The organism is Methylomonas sp. MK1, from assembly GCF_000365425.1.
Taxonomy (GTDB): Bacteria; Pseudomonadota; Gammaproteobacteria; order Methylococcales; family Methylomonadaceae; genus Methylomonas.
Window position 1 is genome coordinate 2210766 of record NZ_AQOV01000001.1, and the last position, 16818, is coordinate 2227583.

Consider the following 16818-nt stretch of genomic DNA (forward strand, 5'->3'; position numbering starts at 1 on the left):
TCGGCTTCCGCCCGGCCCCGATTTCAACCGGTTTGTATTGGTTCACAGCCAAGCTCAAAAGCTGTACTTAGCTGAAAACTGCACCCGCTGTAACACGCCGTCCCGACCATCTATCAACTCGCGCGTCGCATAGGTATATTCCACTCCCAACATGGCCTGACTGACCGGGCTCCAGAGCAGGTTGGCATGCACGGACTGCACTTGATGGCTCAACACTGTATTCGCATACGTCGGATAATCCCCCTGCGCAAAGCCATAAGTAACGCTGGAGCGCCATTGTTTATCCCACCAATGTTGATAAGACAACATTCCGCCATACGCTTCGACCAACTCGATAGCGCCATATTGGTCAAGCGCTGCGTCAGCGAAGGTATTATTGGTGGACACATAGCGCGCATCGCCTTTGCCGTAGTGCGCCATAAAGCGGATATTATCCAAGCCAAAGGTATTAATCCGGCCCGCCAGATTGACACCGCCGCCCCATTCGGCTTGCCGGTAGCCGGTCGTACCATTGGTGTAGCGGACCTGCCTACCAACCGCCGCCAACGACACATTGCCCCAATCAGGATTCAGGTTTAGCCTGGCAATCAAATCCGGATAGCGGTCAGCGTTGGGCGTGGTGTAATAAGCCGCATCCAGATTGGGATTGGTGCTTTTACTGGAAGAAGTCTCCAGCGCAGTATCGACCCATAAACGACTGCGCGGCGCCTCAAACGCCACTTGCCATTCCATTGGCGTACCCAGCCAGCTAAATGGTTCGGTCCAGCGCACCAGGGGTTGACGCAAGCTGGTCAAGGCACCTGCCGAACCACCGACATCCAAAGTATCTGGCAATGCGGCTACGTTAAGAAAGGTGGTCCAAGTTTGCCCGGCCAAAAAATGACCGATGGAGCCGTAGGCATGTCTTAACCGCGGCGTATAGGCGTAGGTTGCCGGATCACCGTAAAAATCAAACTCCATATAGGTGTTTATGTCACCCCAGTCGCTAGTCGGCGTAAACGACTTGAACCACAAGCGGCTTTCCTTGGCATGGAAGGCGACCTGACCTCGTTCCCCGGCAGCGCCCACCGGAATTTGCGACATGGCCAACTGCTGGTCGCCCAGCCTGTCTCGTCCGGCGCTGACGCTATTGAACAAGGTATCCATTTTCACGAAGCCGCCCAGGCCCACCGAAGTATCCGTACCGGGAATTTTAAACGTGCCTTTCACATCGCCGACCGTTACCGGCGGCTTCTCTTTGGCTTTATCGGTAATTGGACCGGGACTCGCAGATACCCCTGCCACCTTGGTCGGCGCTGCCGTCGTCGCCTGAACGGTGTTGCCAACCACTGGCTTGTTGACGGCGACTTGCTCGGCGCGGACATGCTGTAACTCCTGCTCCAACTGCTCTATCCTCGAGTTGGAACGATCAACCTGGCTCTGTAACTGAGTCATTTGCTGGCTCAAGGCTTTCAGCAAAGTCTTGATGTCTTCGTCGGCGGCGTGCACAGGGCTAACCATCCAACAACACAACAGCATTGAAAATAGTTTAGGCAATAGCGGCGATTGGCTCATTTTCTAACCCCCAAGCTTTCTAAACAAAGCATGACAAGAGGTACAGGTGGTATTGATTTCATGCAGACTATCCGGAATGGCGTCTATATGATTTTGCTCGGCAAGCTGCTGCAATTGGCGCATCTCTTCCCTCAGCTTGCCGGCCAGGGCCAGAAACGTGGTTTGTTCGACCGCGTTTAACTGCAAACGGGGCAACTGAGCAATCATCGTCTCGACATTAGCCGCCAAATCCCGCGCTGCTTCACCGATTTGCCGGGAATACTTGCGGCGCTCCACGTCTAATTGCTGCTCGGTCATAAACCGCTCCTGCATCAGGCTGTCCATCCTGTCCATCAGTTCATGCAAGCGATTGTCCCGCACCGCATGTAAGGCCGGCTGGCCGGTTTGGCTACGTCCGCCCTCCAAATGCGCATACTGATTATTTTGGCTACAAGCGCTCAATATCAATACTAGTGCCGATAGATATAGGGTTTTCATGCATCGCGCTCCGGTTCGATCAATCTGAAATCTGAAAGATGCGGCTCCCAGCCGCATCATGGCCTAGTTTAAGTTTACCCGAATCCTGTAGGTATATTTTTTCAGTCGCTATCTAGGGTAGCGTTCGCAGTTTAGGTATCATGCTGCTTCCGTTCTTCCGACAGGATACCGCCTATGTCACTTCTCGATTCTCTGTCCCAGCACACGGTAATGTTGCCGGATGAACTGCGGACCTTGGCCGCCGACTTTTGTTCTCAGCTCGACGAAAAACTGAGTCAGGAGCAACGCCAAATTTTCGACAACGAGGTATTTTCCGCTTCGGTGCTAAAAGTGTGTGTTTGCAGCCAATTCATTAGCGAAAGCTGGCTGCGCAATCCCGAGCTGATTCCGGAGCTGGTGACATCGACCGATCTGTTCGCCCCTTTGCGCCGCGAAGATTACGCCGCAGCATTGCAACAAGGCGGCAACGCCGAAGGCGAACCCGCTCTGGCCAAGCAATTGCGCTTGTTCCGCCGTCGGGAGATGATCAGAATCGCCTGGCGCGATCTGGCCGGCTGGTCCGACCTGGACGAAACGCTAACTGATTTAACCGCCTTGGCCGAGGCCTGCATTCAAACCGCTCTGGATTTTTTATACCGCCAAGCTTGCACGCGCTGGGGCACGCCGACGCTGGCCGACAGCACACCGTTTAATATAGTGGTGCTGGGGATGGGCAAGCTCGGCGCCTGGGAACTGAATTATTCCTCCGACATCGACCTGATATTTGCCTACGCCGAGGACGGCGTACTGACCGAGAAAAAAGAAATCAGCTACGGCGAGTTTTTTACCCGCATCTGCCGGTCGCTGGTCAAAATGCTGGACGAGATAACCGTGGACGGTTTTGTGTTCCGCACCGACGTGCGCTTGCGGCCCTTCGGCGATAGCGGCCCGTTAATCATGAATTTCGACGGCATGGAGCAATACTATCTGACCCAAGCCCGGGAATGGGAACGCTATGCGATGATCAAGGCCCGCCAAGTAGCCGGTGATTTCCATACCGGCAAACAACTGGCGGCGCTGATTAAACCGTTTGTCTATCGCCGCTATCTGGATTACGGCGCGTTCGAGGAACTGCGCTCGTTAAAATTCCAGATTGCCCAGGAGCTGAAACGCCGTGACCGCGCCGACAATGTCAAACTCGGCCCCGGCGGCATCCGCGAAGTGGAATTCATCGGCCAGGCCTTTCAACTGATCCGCGGCGGCCAAGACGTCGCCTTGCAGCAACGTGAAATTCAGACCGTCCTCACCGTGTTGGAAGAACTGGGGTTGATGATTGTCGAGGATGTGGCGACCTTAAAATTTGCCTACCGGTTTTTGCGGCGCGTGGAAAACCATATCCAGCAATACCAGGACAAACAAACGCACGACCTGCCGGCAAATCCGCTGGTGCAGCGGATTCTGGCCTATTCGCTGGATTTCGAGGATTGGAGCGCGTTCAAAGCCGAGTTGGACCAGGTGCGTGCATCGGTGCAGGATATTTTCGAACAGGTGTTTTCGCTCAGCGACCAGGACAACAAACAACAAAGCGCCCGCTTGATATGGTCCAGCCCCGCCGACAACGAACTGGCCCTGGAAGCGCTGGCAGACTATGGCTTTGCCGACCCGCCGAGCCTACAAAAAGCCCTCGTCGATTTTAAGGAATCGCACGCCATTAAACGCATGACCAGCAAGGGCGCCGGGGTGTTGGACCGCTTAATGCCGCAACTGATAGAGCAAGTAGCAAACAGCGAAAACGCCGACGCGACCTTGCTGCGCATTTTAGATTTATTCGAAGCCGTAGCCGGCCGCAACGTGTATCTGGCCTTACTCGCCGAAAATCCGGATGCGCTGAATCAGCTGATCAAACTGGCGGCAGCCAGCCCGTGGATTTGCGAATATCTGTCGCTGTATCCGATTCTATTCGACGAATTGCTGGATACCCGTTCGCTCTACGATCCGCTGCAAAAACAGGCCTTGCGCGAGGACTTGCAACGCGAACTCGCCCGCGTCGATACCCAGGACAGCGAACAACTGATGATTGCGCTACGCCAGTTCAAGCACTTGAACGTGTTGCGGGTGGCCGCCGCCGACATCATGGGCGTGATACCGGTGATGATCGTCAGCGACTACCTAACCTGGACCGCCGAAGCCATTCTGGAGCAGGTATTGCAATGCGCCTGGCACATGCTGGTCAGCAAACACGGTCACCCGCCCGGCACCGGCCCTAATCCGCAGAACTTTGCGATCATTGCCTTCGGTAAATTCGGCGGAATCGAGCTGGGCTACGGCTCCGATCTGGATTTGGTGTTTTTATACGCCTGCGCCGACGGCGATGCGCAAACCAACGGCGAAAAACCGATCAATTCCGGCCAGTTTTATTTACGCCTGGGCCAAAAAATCCGCCATATTCTGGATACAAAAATGCTGTCCGGCATCCTCTACGAAGCCGACTTACGCTTGCGGCCCAACGGCGATTCCGGTTTGCTGGTCACGCATATCGACCATTACGAAGCGTATTTAAAAAACGAGGCCTGGACCTGGGAGCACCAAGCCCTGGTGCGCGGCCGTTTCGTGGCCGGCGACGAAAACTTAAAGCACAGCTACGAAGCGATTCGCGGCCGGATTTTAGCCTTACCCAGAGACCGCGACGAGTTGAAAACCCAGGTGCGGGAGATGCGCGAAAAAATGCGCGAAAACCTAGCGCCCAAAGACCCGGCGGTATTCGATCTGAAGCAAAGCCAGGGCGGCATCGCCGACATTGAGTTCATCGTCCAGTTTGGCGTGCTCGCAGAAACCGCGCAGCAGCCGAGTCTAGCGACTTACACCGATAACGTCCGCCTGCTGGAAGGTTTGCAGGAGCACGGTTTTATCTCGCCAACCGATGCCGCGCTGTTAAAACAAGCCTATTGCGCCTATCGCGATTACGGTCATCATCAGGTTTTGCAAGGCCTCAGCGCGACCGCGCACGGTGACGAATTTCACGAGTTACGCGCTGAAGTAGAACGGATTTGGCAACAGTTTATGCTGTGATGCTGATGGGATGAAAATGTAGGGGGCAAATTCATTCGCCCTCTCGGCATGACGTGATTCGCTCAAAACTCTAACCCCTGGAGCAATTTATGAAAACTTGGTTACTGCTGTGTTTGGCAGCATGTAGTGGTCAACTTTTTTCGGACACCAAAATAGGTTGTTGATCTGCCATTTTCATTTCATAGCCGTTGGGCGGCAGGTAGCCCAATGACGAATGCAAGCGCCGACTGTTGTAGAAATTGACGATATAGTCGGTCACGTCTCGGATGGCCTCGGTATGGTTGGCATACTGGCGGTGCCAGACGCGCTCCATTTTAAGATTCAGAAAGAATCGCTCCATTACGGCATTGTCCCAGCAGTTGCCCTTACGACTCATGCTGCCCTGAAAACCATGATGGGCCAGTAACGCCCGATATTCGTGACTGGCGTACTGACTACCCCGGTCGGAATGGACGATCAGGCCCGGCGGCGGTCGGCGCTGGGCGATGGCGATTTGCAAGGCGGTGCAGACCAGTTCTGTCGGCATGTTGGGTGCCATGGCCCAACCGACGATTTTGCGCGAATAAAGATCCAACACCACCGCCAGATACAGCCAACCGCTCAGGGTCCGTATGTAAGTAATGTCCGAGACCCAAGCTCGGTTGGCCTCGGCTTGCTCAAACTGGCGATCCAACACGTTCTCGTACACCGGCAGGTTGTGGTTGCTATCGGTGGTATGCACAAACTTGGGTTTCCAGATCGGCTTGATCTGGAGTTCCTTCATCAGGCTGCGCACCCGATGACGGCCAATCTCGATTCCCTGTTCCGCCAGTTCCTTGCGCAGACGACGACTGCCATAGCATTGACCGGTGGCTTCGAACAGACTGCGCAGTCGAACCCGCGTGCCGCAAAGCGCTTGAGGCTGCCGTGCTCGTCTCTGGGCCGCATACCATCCCGACCGACTGACGCCCAGTAACTGACAACCCTGCTGCACCGTGACGACCTTCTCTGCCGTTAACTGGTGAATCACTTGGTGTTTCATCGCAGTTCCTTGGCAAAGAAGGCCGAAACCTTTTTTAGCAATTCGTTATCCGAACGCAGTTGCCGATTTTCTAATTCCAGCTGCCGAATCCGCTGCTGGTCAGGGGTTAACGGCTTACCTATGCCCGGTTGACCGGATTGCTCGGCCTGCACCTGCTTCAGCCAGCGACGTACCGCAGTCTCGCCCAGCTTCAGCTCCTGACAAACCTGAGGAACCGTGAGTCCCTGTTCATGGATCATTTGTACTACTTGCAGCTTGAACGCCGCATCAAAACTTCGCCTTTCTCGTTTCATTCGTTTCACCTTGAAGGTTGATAGTTTATCAACCTATTCGGGTGTCCGTTTTTATTAGACCACTACAGCATTCTCGACCGGCCTAGCCGCCAACGGCAAGCCCGGCAGGTTCGACGCTTATGTGTTGGCCTTATCCTGGTCGCCCACCTATTGCGAGGAACAACCCAAAGACCGCGAACAGTGCGGCAAGAAACTGGGTTTGGTGCTGCATGGCCTATGGCCGCAATACAACATCGGCTATCCAAGCTTTTGCACCAAGGAAGCCTATGCACCTAGCCAAGCCCAAGCGTTTCCAGAGCTATATCCCTCCGAATTTCTATTCGAACACGAATGGGAAAAACACGGCACCTGCTCCGGATTGACCCAAACCGGCTATTTTCAGTTATCGCAAGCGCTGAAGAGCAAGGTCGCCATCCCGCTTAGCTATCAGCGGCCGCAAAAACCTTTCCGAACCACAGCGGAAGGGTTGAAAAGCGCCTTTGCCGAGGCCAACCCTTGGCTGAAAGAACAAGCCATCGTCCCGTTTTGCAGCGGCGGTGGACGGTTTTTCAAGGAAATGTTCGTGTGTCTGGATAAGAGCGGCGCGACAGCCAGTTGCGGCGCCGACGTGGTGAAAAGTGCGGCGAAATCTTGCGGGCAAAAGGATTTTTTGGTGCGGAATATTAAATAGCTGCGCTGGCTCTACCGCTATTTTTTAATGTTTGCCAGCCTCGCAACCGTAAGGCTAAAAGACGTAAACTTGCTATCCACTCTATCTAAACGGAGACGGCCATGCGTAGCGAAATCAACATTAGCCCCAAGGGCTTGCAAGTCAGAGCGATCGCCGGCACTTACGTGGTGCTGTTGGCGTTTACCTGCCCCAAAGCCTACTGCGGCGGGTTACTGGGCTTCGGTATCCGTCGCGAGGATCATGAAAACGGCGAAGTGACTTGGCTGCGCGGCTTGAAGCGCTTCGACCTGCCCGGTGACGACGGTTACAGCGTCAGCAGCCGCGACCATCCGATCCAGAAATTTCATTGGGGTGACTACACCACCAAACCTGGCCGTACGTATACTTACACCATACACGCCCTGACCGGAAAACCGGGCGCATTAAAAACTTTCGAGTCGGTGGCAGTGCAAGTGAGTTGCGAACACCCGGTCGCCGTCGGCAACCAGGGACATGCCGTGCATTTCAATCGCAGCGCAGCTGCCAGCCAGGCTTTTGCATCGAGGTTTCCACATTTGCCGACCGGCGAAATTGTCGATGAAAACGCCCGCCGTTGGTTATCACGCGGCTTGGAGGAAGCCCTGATCGCCTATATCGACACTGCCAAAGCCAAACAGGGCCTACATTTATTTTTGTACGAATTTGCCAAAGACGCCTTTTTCCAGGCGTTAAAACGCGCCAAGTTGCGCAAAGTCAGACTGGAGATTTTGTACGACGGCTTGCTGGACGCCAAAGGCGATGGCCCCTCGCTCGACGCGCTGCCGCAGATCAAAAAATACGGCTTAAAAAGCGTCTGTAAGGCCCGCACCGGCGCCGGCTTGACTATCTCGCATAACAAATTCATGGTGCTCAGCAACGGCAAAGGCCAGCCGATTTCGGTGTGGACCGGCTCCACCAATTTCACCGATGGCGCAATCTACGGGCAATCCAATGTCGGCCATGTCATCAGCGACGCCACAGTCGCCAAACAATATTTCGATTGGCACCAAGCCGTTTGGAAAAGCCCCAGTTTGCCGGGTGCCGATTCGCGGAAAATAGTAATGGGTTTAACCCAACCGCCTGCAACGACTGCTGCGGGCTCGCATCTAGTACTGAGTCCCCGCAAATCTACCGAAGCCATCAGCGAATGCGCGGAATGGGTAACGGCGAGCAAACGCATGATTTGCTTTACCGCGCCGTTTGCGATGCACGACGAACTGGAAGCCGCCCTAGTCAAAGCACCTGCGCACGTATTGGGTTTGTTGAATACCCGCAGCGTGGTAGACAAAGCCTTGCACGACGCCCCCAACACCCAACTCGCGGCCAGCGCCGCCATTAACGAAAAATCCACCCTGGAAGTATGGCAAGGCCGATTATTAGCTGAGTCCAAGCATCATTCCGGCGTACACGTACATACCAAAATCCTGCTGGTTGACCCGCTCTCGGATAACCCATTGGTCGTCACCGGCTCAGCCAACTTCAGCACCAACTCCTGCCGTTACAACGACGAAAACCAGTTATTCATCATCGGCGATACGGCGGTCGCCGATGTTTATCTGGGCGAATTCATGCGCATGTTCGATCATTACTATTTCCGCGACTATTCCGCCTGGGCCGCCAAGCAGAAAAAGCTCAATCCGCAGGCCGGCTTTCTGGACGGCACAGACCAATGGGCTTTACGCTTTTTCGACGGCGGCGAACGGGAGGCTGCAAGGTTGGCGTTTTTTGGTTGAAAAGTTCCTCTAAGGAGTAAAGGACTCTCCATCTCCCTCTGGGAGGAGGCCGGTATGATGCAATATATTTAGAGATCCCCCTAAATCTTGCCTATCAATCTACGTCTAGGTAGACAGGCGCTAATCAAACTTTACCAAGCTTTACCTTTCCTAGAGGTTTGCCGGCTTGCCAAGCAAAGTGGCAGATAATACACTGCAAGCTAGTTTCAAAAGCCGCTCGCCCGCCGATTTGCAACGGGTTGATGCAGCGCACTCCCCAGATACCGCTGTCGAAGCCATCGCCACTACTGCTGGTCGGGAAACTATCCGTAATCCTAAAGTAGCCATTGATTAGTGCCATGCCGCAATCTCCCGCTTCATCGTCAAACCGCCGGCGCCTGCGCTGGCTTGTCATGTTTTTATTGGCCATAGCCGTTGCTGTTGGCAGCTGGTATCTTGCCAAGCAACCCAAAAATACCGACCAGGACCACGCCGAAACTGTTGAAGTGACGCTCGGCGACCTGGAAGAAAACGTCACCGCCCAAGGCAAGCTGGAACCCAAGGAATACGTGGATGTCGGTGCGCAGGTCACCGGCCAGCTGCAAAAAATCTACGTCAAAATCGGCGATAACGTCCAGGCCGGCCAACTGTTGGCGCAGATCGACCCTCGCATATATGCCGCTCGAGTCGCGGCGGACGAAGCCAATATCAAGAATTTGCAGGCACAACTGGCCGGTCAACAGGCGCAAGTGGTGTTTGCTCAACAGCAATACGACCGCAACCGCGAGTTGTTGCAAAGCAAGGGCGTCAGCGTCCAGGACTTTCAAAATAGCGAGTTCACCTTAAAAAACGCCAAAGCCACTGCTGAGTCGCTGCAAGCGCAAATTGAGCAGGTGCAATCGACCTTAAACGGCGACAAGACCAATCTGGGTTTTACCAAAATCTTTGCCTCGATGGACGGCACCATGGTCGATCAGAAAGCCCGCGAAGGCCAAACCTTAAACGCCAACCAAACTACCCCGACCATCCTGCAACTGGCCAAGCTGGACACGATGACGGTGCGCGCTCAGGTGGCCGAGGCCGACGTGATGCGTTTACGTTCCGAAATGCCGGTGTATTTCACCACGCTGGGTTCCGGCGAACGACGCTGGCAAGGCACAGTGCGGCAAATTTTGCCGACACCGGAAGTGATCAATAATGTGGTGCTCTACAACGTATTGGTTGATGTCGATAACAGCGACCGGCAACTGATGACCGGCATGAGCACGCAGATGTTTTTCGTGCTGGGCAAAGCCGAACAAGTGCCGCTGATTCCCGTCAATGTCCTGGGGCCGCGCCAGCGCAACCAGGATCAAGGCAACGGTCATGCTTACCAGGTAAAAGTCCTGACCGAGCAAGGCCCGCAAGACAAAATCGTGCAAATTGGCTTGAGAACCCGCCGCTTCGTGCAAGTACTTGAAGGGCTAGCAGCCGGCGACCGGGTGCAAATCGCTGCCGGCAAAGAGGATAAAGCCAAAAACCGCAAAAAAGACCAAGGCTATCCTGGTGCCGGGGTTCCCAGGCTATGAGCGCCCTGCCCCTGCTGGAACTAAAACATATTCAGCGTTTTTACCCTAACGGCGACAGCATCGTCCGCGCCTTGGACGATGTATCACTGACCATCTGGCCTGGCGAGTTTGTAGCCATCATCGGCCAGTCCGGTTCCGGCAAATCGACGTTGATGAATCTGATCGGCTGTCTGGATAAAGCCGACGTCGGCAGCTACCGGGTGTTAGATCAGGACGTTGCCGATTTAAACCCTGATCAACTGGCGGCGCTGCGCCGGGAAAGTTTTGGCTTTGTCTTCCAGCGCTACAACCTATTAAATACCGCCAGCGCCGCCGAAAACATCGAAATCCCCGCCCTGTACGCCGGCCTCAACAAGCCAGAGCGCCGGCAGCGCGCCTTGCAATTACTCGCCAAACTAGGCTTAGCAGACCGCAGCGAACAGAAGCCCATGCAACTCTCCGGCGGCCAGCAACAACGGGTCGCCATCGCCCGCGCCTTGGTAAACGATCCGCCGGTGGTCCTGGCCGACGAACCCACCGGCGCGCTGGACAGCCAGAGCGGCATGGAAGTGATGGCTTTACTAAAAGCCCTGCACCAGGAAGGCCGCACCATTTTATTGATCACTCACGACGACAAAGTCGCCGCACACGCGCAACGCATCGTCACTATCGCCGACGGCAAAATCGTCAGCGATGGCGTGGCCAATCGCAGCGGCCAGTTGCTGGCCCCCACCGTGCATCGCGGGATCGGCGCTGCCGGCCTGCTGGCCGAACTTGGCGAAGCTGCGAAAACGGCCTTGCGCTCATTGCGCGCCAACCTGTTTCGCACCGCCTTGACCTTATTGGGTATCGTGATTGGCGTTGCCGCCGTGGTCACCATGTTGGCGGTCGGCCAGGGCAGTCAGGAAAAAGTGCTGGAACAGATGCGAGCCATGGGCACCAACGTCCTGTCTATCCGCCCCGGCATTACCGGCTTTCGCGGCGGCGGCGATATCGCCACCTTGATGCCGGCGGATGCCGACGCCATCGCCGAACTGGACAACGTGCTGTGGGCCTCGCCGGAACGCAGCAGCCGCATGACGGTGCGCTACGGCAATGTCGATTACGCCACCAGCGTGCAGGGCGTGGCCTCCAGCATGCCGCAAGTGCGTGACTGGCCCTTGGGCAGCGGCGATTTCTTCGACGAGCGCGACCAGCGCCGCTATGCGCCGGTAATGGTGCTGGGTGAGACCGTGCGCAAATTGTTATTTGTAGACGGCGAAGACCCGCTGGGCCGCTATGTAATGATCGGCAATATCCCCTTCGAAGTGATCGGCGTAATGTCCAGCAAAGGTGCCGACGCCATGGGGACCGACCGCGACGATTCGGTGTTCGTGCCGATCAGTACCGGTTTAATCCGTTTGTTTGGGCAAAAGTATTTAGGCGGGATTACCGTGCTGGTAAAGGATGTCTCCATAATCGACACCACCCAGCAAGCCATCAGCGATTTGCTGATTGCCCGCCATCAAACAGAGGATTTTCGCATCCGTAACATGGCTTCCATCATCGAATCGGCCACTGAAACCCAAAATACCTTTACGATGATGCTGGGCATCGTCGCGGCCATTTCCTTGCTGGTCGGCGGCATCGGTGTGATGAATATCATGCTGGTCAGCGTCACCGAACGCACCCGCGAGATTGGCATCCGCATCGCCACCGGCGCTCGCCGCCGCGACATTTTGCTGCAATTTAACACCGAAGCCGCTGTGGTCTGCACCTTGGGCGGCCTGATGGGCGTACTGCTGGGCTTTGCCGCCGGTTATGTCCTGAAGTATTTTGAAATGGCGGTGTTGTTTTCCCCGCTGCCGGCCATCTTGGCGTTTTCCTGCGCCTTCGGCACCGGCTTGCTGTTTGGTTATTTACCGGCCCGCAAGGCGGCGTATCTGGACCCGGTCGTGGCCTTGGCGGCGGAATGAGTAAATTTATTAACCCAGCCTTTCGGGAATTTCTAAATACTCAAAAAGACTCCTGCTCCCTCAGGGAGAAGGTTGGGATGAGGGAATCAAATCAACAATTTACATCCCTCACCCTAGCCCTCTCCCTGAGGGAGAGGGTATTTTTAGAGGTTCCCTTAAATTCCTTGGACTCGTCACTCCGGCGCATACGGGAGCCCAGTTATCACACTGGATTCCCGCTTTCGCGGGAATGACGCCCAATCTGGACTCAAGAATGAGATTAATCAAGCCTGTTAGCTTGCTATTTGCCGGCGCCGTGCTGTTGACGAGTGGCTGTAATTTATTGACAGACTACCAACGCCCATACGTGGAAACCCCGGCGCAATGGCACGAACCCGCGCAAACCGCTTCGGCTACCGTCGATCCGCAATGGTGGCAAGCCTTTGCCAGCGATCAACTCAACCGTTTGATGCGCGAGGCTTTGGCCTACAACAACGACCTAGCCGCCGCTACGCAACGCGTCGCCCAAGCCCGCGCCCAAGCGAAAATAGCCGGTGCCGGGTTGTGGCCGGCGGCTACTTTGAGCGGCGATTTCAGCGACAACCGCAACAACAAAACCGATAGCCAGCAAAGCAGCGGCCAAATCGACATTGCTTACGAAGTGGATTTATGGGGCGCCAACCGCGCCAGACGCGATGCCGGCACCGCATTGATGCTCAGCCAAATCTTCGCCCGCGATGCTTTGCAATTGTTGGTGATGGCCGATGTCGGCCAGGCGTATTTCAACCTGTTGGCGATCCAGGAACGTCGGCAAATCGCCAGCGATTTTCTGGACACCGTCAACGCGATTTTGACCATCATCGAAGCCCGGCAACGAGCCGGCGCGGCTTACGAACTGGAAGTTGCGCAGCAGCGCACCGCGCAAGCCAACGCCCGCGCCAGCCTGGATTTATTGATACAACAGCAAACGCTGGCGGAAAACAGCCTGGCAATTTTGTTGGGCCATCCGCCGCAAACCCAGGCGCTGGAGGCTGCCCGCTTCGCCGACTTAACCGTGCCCGACATCGCCGCCGAGCAACCTGCCAACCTACTGCAACGCCGGCCTGACATCGGCCAAGTAGAAATGCAATTGATTGCCGCCAATGCCGACATCGCCGTGGCCCGCGCCGGGTTTTACCCCAAACTGCAACTTAGCCTGGGCAGCGTATTAGCCAACCCGCAACCCGCTGGGGTCGCGGCGACGCTGGCAGCCGGCTTGACCCAACCCTTGTTTCAAGGCGGTCGTTTGGAAGGCGCGTTGAGTAACGCCCTGGCCGCGAATGCGGAATTGGCGGAAATTTATCGGAAAACCGTGCTGACGGCGTTTAAGGAAGTCGAAGACGCCGCCTCCATTTACAACAACTCCAGCCGCCGCCTAAGCGCCCTGGAAATCGCCGCCGCGCAAGCCCGCCTGGCTTACAACATCTCCCAGGAGCGCTACCGGCTGGGCGCCATCGACTATCAAGCCTTGTTAAACACCCAGACCAGTTACCTCAGCACCGAAAACAGCCGGGTGCAGGCCCGCTTGGATGTTCTGGTTGCTCAGGTGCAGCTGTATAAAGCTTTGGGTGGCGGTTGGTCTTTGAATGAACAAAATACTGATTTGTCCGACTTGGCGCCGGGGCCATAGACACATTAGAATTCGGCTATAGAAATAACTAGCGCCCGGAATTTGACGTATTTGTCAGGGAGCTTAGGATAGATTAAATTTTGATAACAGATTGAGATAATCTATGAATTTTTTATTTAACAAACCGATTAGACCGCAGTTTGACGCAATGTTTTGCGTCATTTAGGACGCCTAATTTTAGTTATGTTGCGAGTAAATAATGGATAGCATTCTTGAGGGAATTGTTGAATTTATTAAATTTATACTCTGGCAAATCTTTTGGTGCTTACTTCTGTTCAATCTCGGACGGATATTTCTATTGTTGGTCACACTAGGTAACTATCCACGAGGAGATAAACTAGAAAAGGATGTCAATCTAATATCTGGTGTCGGGACGGGGGTCCTGTTTGTTACTTGGTCAACCATTGCAATCTATAACAACTGGGGGCCTTATGCAGGTTCAGCAACATAACCTTACGTTTGAAGGGACGCTTCGCCTATCAACTCCACATTAAGCATCGCAATGTTCTCTCTACGATCCGCCGAAAAAGTTGTCGCTCTGGAAGGCTTTCCCCAATCATCCGTTGGTGCGCCATGCCCCGCAATTGTTGCCACTGAACACTCGTTGGCTGTCCTGTTCTATGTCGACGAACCGGACCCCAACTGGGATGGAACCTATGTGCGTATGGTCGGCGTCGAGTCTTCCGTTGAACCCGCTGCGGTTGTGTCGTTTGAGCGGCCATCTATTCACACGTTTGGCCCGCCAAATGATGAGGCATTTGCTGGTCACCGTCTGGCGTCAAAAGGCCTTCGCCCGTATGGCGCCTTCGAGATCCTGAACTCTCAGTGGATTCGGCAGCTTGAGAAGATGAATTCTGTTCATCCGAGGCATGGCCCAAAAAGGTACATGGAGGGCAAACGGCACTTCATCCTTACATTTCACGACACCACCTTTGAGTGCGTTGCTCGCGGTTATTCCATTGAACTCGCCCGCGCTTCCATCAAGGAACTACTCGCAAAGCATGTCGAGGCTGTCAATGCCTAACACTGCGGTCAAGGCCGCTCCCTTCGGTCGCTGGACGCTGCGCGATAGAGCCGCGCAGCGCCGGTTAGCTCTACGTTAAATATCTTTTCCAGAGGATTTTTTCATGAGGGTTCTCCAAATAGCTGCCGGTGGTATTGTTGCCGGGTTGCTTATCGTTGCAGGTGAGGCAGTCTTGAATCTGTTACTACTCGCAGACGAGTGGGCTAAGCTATTTTCTCAACTCGCCCTGCCCCAGCCAACAGTCGCCATCGCAGCGCAGGGCGTACTGAAGCTAATTCTTCTTGGGTTTTTTTCTGTCTGGCTCGCCATTACATTCAAGCCTGCCCATGTGTCTCCCCGTAACGCGGGCATTGTCACAGGGCTTATCGTCTGGTTTCTTGTTTGGGCCTGGGTTCAATGGGGCATGCTGCTAGCCGGGTACGTTTCGCCAACCATCGCAGTGACAACCGTTATTTGGGGTTTTATCGAACTGCCACTTGCGGTGTGGGCTGGTGTTTCGTTGCATCATCTAACATCGCGCTCAACCGGAGCGCGGTTGTAATACAGTTTTATTTTTCAGCTTTTCGTGCCGCGCGGTTAGCTTTACGTTAGCGGCCACACGAAGACAACTGGGAACGCCAAGCGTAAAATACCCTAGCCTCAGCCAAAGGAGTATTCACCATGTCCGCGTTACTAGTCGAGTTAGAGAAACAAGCATGTTCACTTTCGCCTGAAGAGCGAGCACATCTTGCTGAGGTTCTTCTTGAGTCACTACATGACACCCCCCTATCCGAAATCGAAACAGAGTGGGAACGAGAAATTGAGAAGCGCACCGCCGCTTTCGACAGGGGGGAGCTACAGACCTATCCGGCAGAGGATGTGTTTTCTGAAGCAAGGCGCATGACCCAGTGAAGCGAGCACGTTTTGTCGCAGAAGCTCGCCAAGAATTTCTCGCTGAGGTCGCTTATTACAACGAAGCACAACCGGGCTTAGGAGACCGCTTTACCAAAGCAGTCGAAGAAGCAACTGCCCGAGCTCTGACTTTTCCGCTATCTGGGACACCATCAGCTTCAAATACGAGGCACGTTTTTCTCAAAGGGTTTCCTTTCTCGCTTTTCTACCGACAAGATGCCGAAGGCATAGTCGTTTTTGCAACTTCACATAATTCCCGGAAACCTCGTTACTGGGTCGGTCGTACCATTAGTTTCTAACCCGGCGTTCAATTCGGATGCTCCGGTTAACTTTACGTTATGCGCCAGGACCAACCATTGAAGGCACTTAAAATCAACCGGCCATAACACGCTGCCAGGCCGCATGCGCCTGAATGGTTGCCAACGCCGCTTCCAGCAAACTGGCGCCCGGCTGAGTGCGATGCCAGGTGGAGGCACCGGAGGGATGCGGTAGCGGGATGACGTCGGTGTCGTGGCCGTGAAAATTCAGGCGATGCAGGCCACCGATGACGTCGCTGAGTTTATCGACCGGCAGCATTTGCTGTATCGCCAACTTGCCGACCGGGATGATCAACTGGGGCTGTAACAGCTCTACTTCCGCTTGCAGCCAAGTCCCGCACTGCTCGATTTCCTGCGAGTTGGGCACGCGGTCGCCGCCCTTGGGATTTTTACCCGGAAAGCAGCGGCACACCGCCGCCATATACACCCGCTCCCGAAATGAGGCTTCGTCCAGCCCGATTTGCGCAAACCATTTAAACATGGTCTTGCCCGCCGTCCAGGCAAATGGCCGGCCGAGCGCGCCTTCCTTGTCGCCCGGCGCCTGGCCGATCAGCAAGATGGGCGACAACACCGGCTTACCGCTGACCACCGGGCGGACCATGGCCGGGCATCGGCTACAGGCCAGCAGGGTTTGACGATGCTG

Annotated in this window: 15 protein-coding genes; 10 read left to right on the plus strand and 5 right to left on the minus strand. The window is 55.0% G+C overall.

All coding sequences use genetic code 11. The annotated features are described in order from the left end of the window. Positions 1 to 54 precede the first annotated feature (54 nt). Both G006_RS0110400 and G006_RS0110405 read right to left on the minus strand, forming a co-directional pair. Positions 55 to 1500, minus strand: a complete 1446-nt coding sequence (locus G006_RS0110400) for a DcaP family trimeric outer membrane transporter (RefSeq protein WP_160167673.1) — start codon at positions 1498 to 1500, stop codon at positions 55 to 57. Between the two features lie 57 nt (positions 1501 to 1557). Beyond that, the gene (locus G006_RS0110405) at positions 1558 to 2031 is read right to left on the minus strand and encodes a cytochrome c (protein ID WP_020483126.1); all 474 of its coding nucleotides are present in this window, start codon (positions 2029 to 2031) and stop codon (positions 1558 to 1560) included. A 174-nt stretch (positions 2032 to 2205) separates the two neighbouring features. On the opposite strand from G006_RS0110405, the gene glnE reads away from it, so the two are divergent. Beyond that, entirely contained in the window at positions 2206 to 5079 is a 2874-nt protein-coding gene (glnE, locus tag G006_RS0110410; protein WP_026146957.1) for a bifunctional [glutamate--ammonia ligase]-adenylyl-L-tyrosine phosphorylase/[glutamate--ammonia-ligase] adenylyltransferase, read from the plus strand. 130 nt (positions 5080 to 5209) lie between these two features. Here glnE and G006_RS0110415 read toward each other — a convergent pair. Continuing rightward, a protein-coding gene (locus G006_RS0110415) for an IS3 family transposase (protein ID WP_235048809.1) occupies positions 5210 to 6393 on the minus strand; the annotation gives its coding sequence in 2 pieces (ribosomal slippage) (positions 5210 to 6129 and positions 6129 to 6393; 1185 coding nt in all). Between the two features lie 121 nt (positions 6394 to 6514). Between G006_RS0110415 and G006_RS25420 the strand changes: the two genes are divergently transcribed. After that, on the plus strand, positions 6515 to 7063 hold the full coding sequence (locus tag G006_RS25420) for a ribonuclease T2 family protein (RefSeq protein ID WP_020483128.1): 549 nt from the start codon (positions 6515 to 6517) through the stop codon (positions 7061 to 7063). 101 nt (positions 7064 to 7164) lie between these two features. Next, complete coding sequence (locus tag G006_RS0110430) at positions 7165 to 8814, plus strand: phospholipase D-like domain-containing protein (protein ID WP_020483129.1); 1650 nt, start codon at positions 7165 to 7167, stop codon at positions 8812 to 8814. A gap of 124 nt (positions 8815 to 8938) precedes the next feature. On the opposite strand, the gene G006_RS0110435 is transcribed toward G006_RS0110430, so the two are convergent. After that, positions 8939 to 9223, minus strand: coding sequence for a hypothetical protein (locus G006_RS0110435; protein WP_020483130.1), 285 nt, complete (start codon positions 9221 to 9223; stop codon positions 8939 to 8941). On the opposite strand from G006_RS0110435, the gene G006_RS0110440 reads away from it, so the two are divergent. The 7 genes from G006_RS0110440 (at position 9207) to G006_RS27755 (ending at position 16157) form a co-directional block, all read left to right on the plus strand. Continuing rightward, positions 9207 to 10361: an efflux RND transporter periplasmic adaptor subunit gene (locus G006_RS0110440; protein WP_020483131.1), complete on the plus strand. Its 1155-nt coding sequence runs from the start codon at positions 9207 to 9209 to the stop codon at positions 10359 to 10361. The genes G006_RS0110435 and G006_RS0110440 overlap by 17 nt on opposite strands. Next, complete coding sequence (locus G006_RS0110445; protein ID WP_020483132.1) at positions 10358 to 12295, plus strand: MacB family efflux pump subunit; 1938 nt, start codon at positions 10358 to 10360, stop codon at positions 12293 to 12295. The genes G006_RS0110440 and G006_RS0110445 overlap by 4 nt, the downstream gene beginning before the upstream one ends. 253 nt (positions 12296 to 12548) lie before the next feature. Then, positions 12549 to 13943, plus strand: coding sequence for an efflux transporter outer membrane subunit (locus G006_RS0110450; protein ID WP_020483133.1), 1395 nt, complete (start codon positions 12549 to 12551; stop codon positions 13941 to 13943). A gap of 502 nt (positions 13944 to 14445) precedes the next feature. Further along, a complete protein-coding gene (locus tag G006_RS27075) occupies positions 14446 to 14967 on the plus strand; it encodes a hypothetical protein (protein ID WP_020483136.1) in 522 nt (173 codons plus the stop codon). A 103-nt stretch (positions 14968 to 15070) separates the two neighbouring features. Beyond that, on the plus strand, positions 15071 to 15508 hold the full coding sequence (locus G006_RS0110470; protein ID WP_020483137.1) for a hypothetical protein: 438 nt from the start codon (positions 15071 to 15073) through the stop codon (positions 15506 to 15508). A 119-nt stretch (positions 15509 to 15627) separates the two neighbouring features. After that, complete coding sequence (locus G006_RS0110475) at positions 15628 to 15858, plus strand: addiction module protein (RefSeq protein ID WP_020483138.1); 231 nt, start codon at positions 15628 to 15630, stop codon at positions 15856 to 15858. Further along, positions 15855 to 16157: a type II toxin-antitoxin system RelE/ParE family toxin gene (locus G006_RS27755; protein WP_081607924.1), complete on the plus strand. Its 303-nt coding sequence runs from the start codon at positions 15855 to 15857 to the stop codon at positions 16155 to 16157. Before G006_RS0110475 ends, G006_RS27755 begins: the two co-directional genes overlap by 4 nt. Before the next feature lie 73 nt (positions 16158 to 16230). On the opposite strand, the gene G006_RS0110480 is transcribed toward G006_RS27755, so the two are convergent. Next, positions 16231 to 16776, minus strand: a complete 546-nt coding sequence (locus G006_RS0110480) for a uracil-DNA glycosylase family protein (RefSeq protein WP_033194176.1) — start codon at positions 16774 to 16776, stop codon at positions 16231 to 16233. Positions 16777 to 16818: the final 42 nt, after the last annotated feature.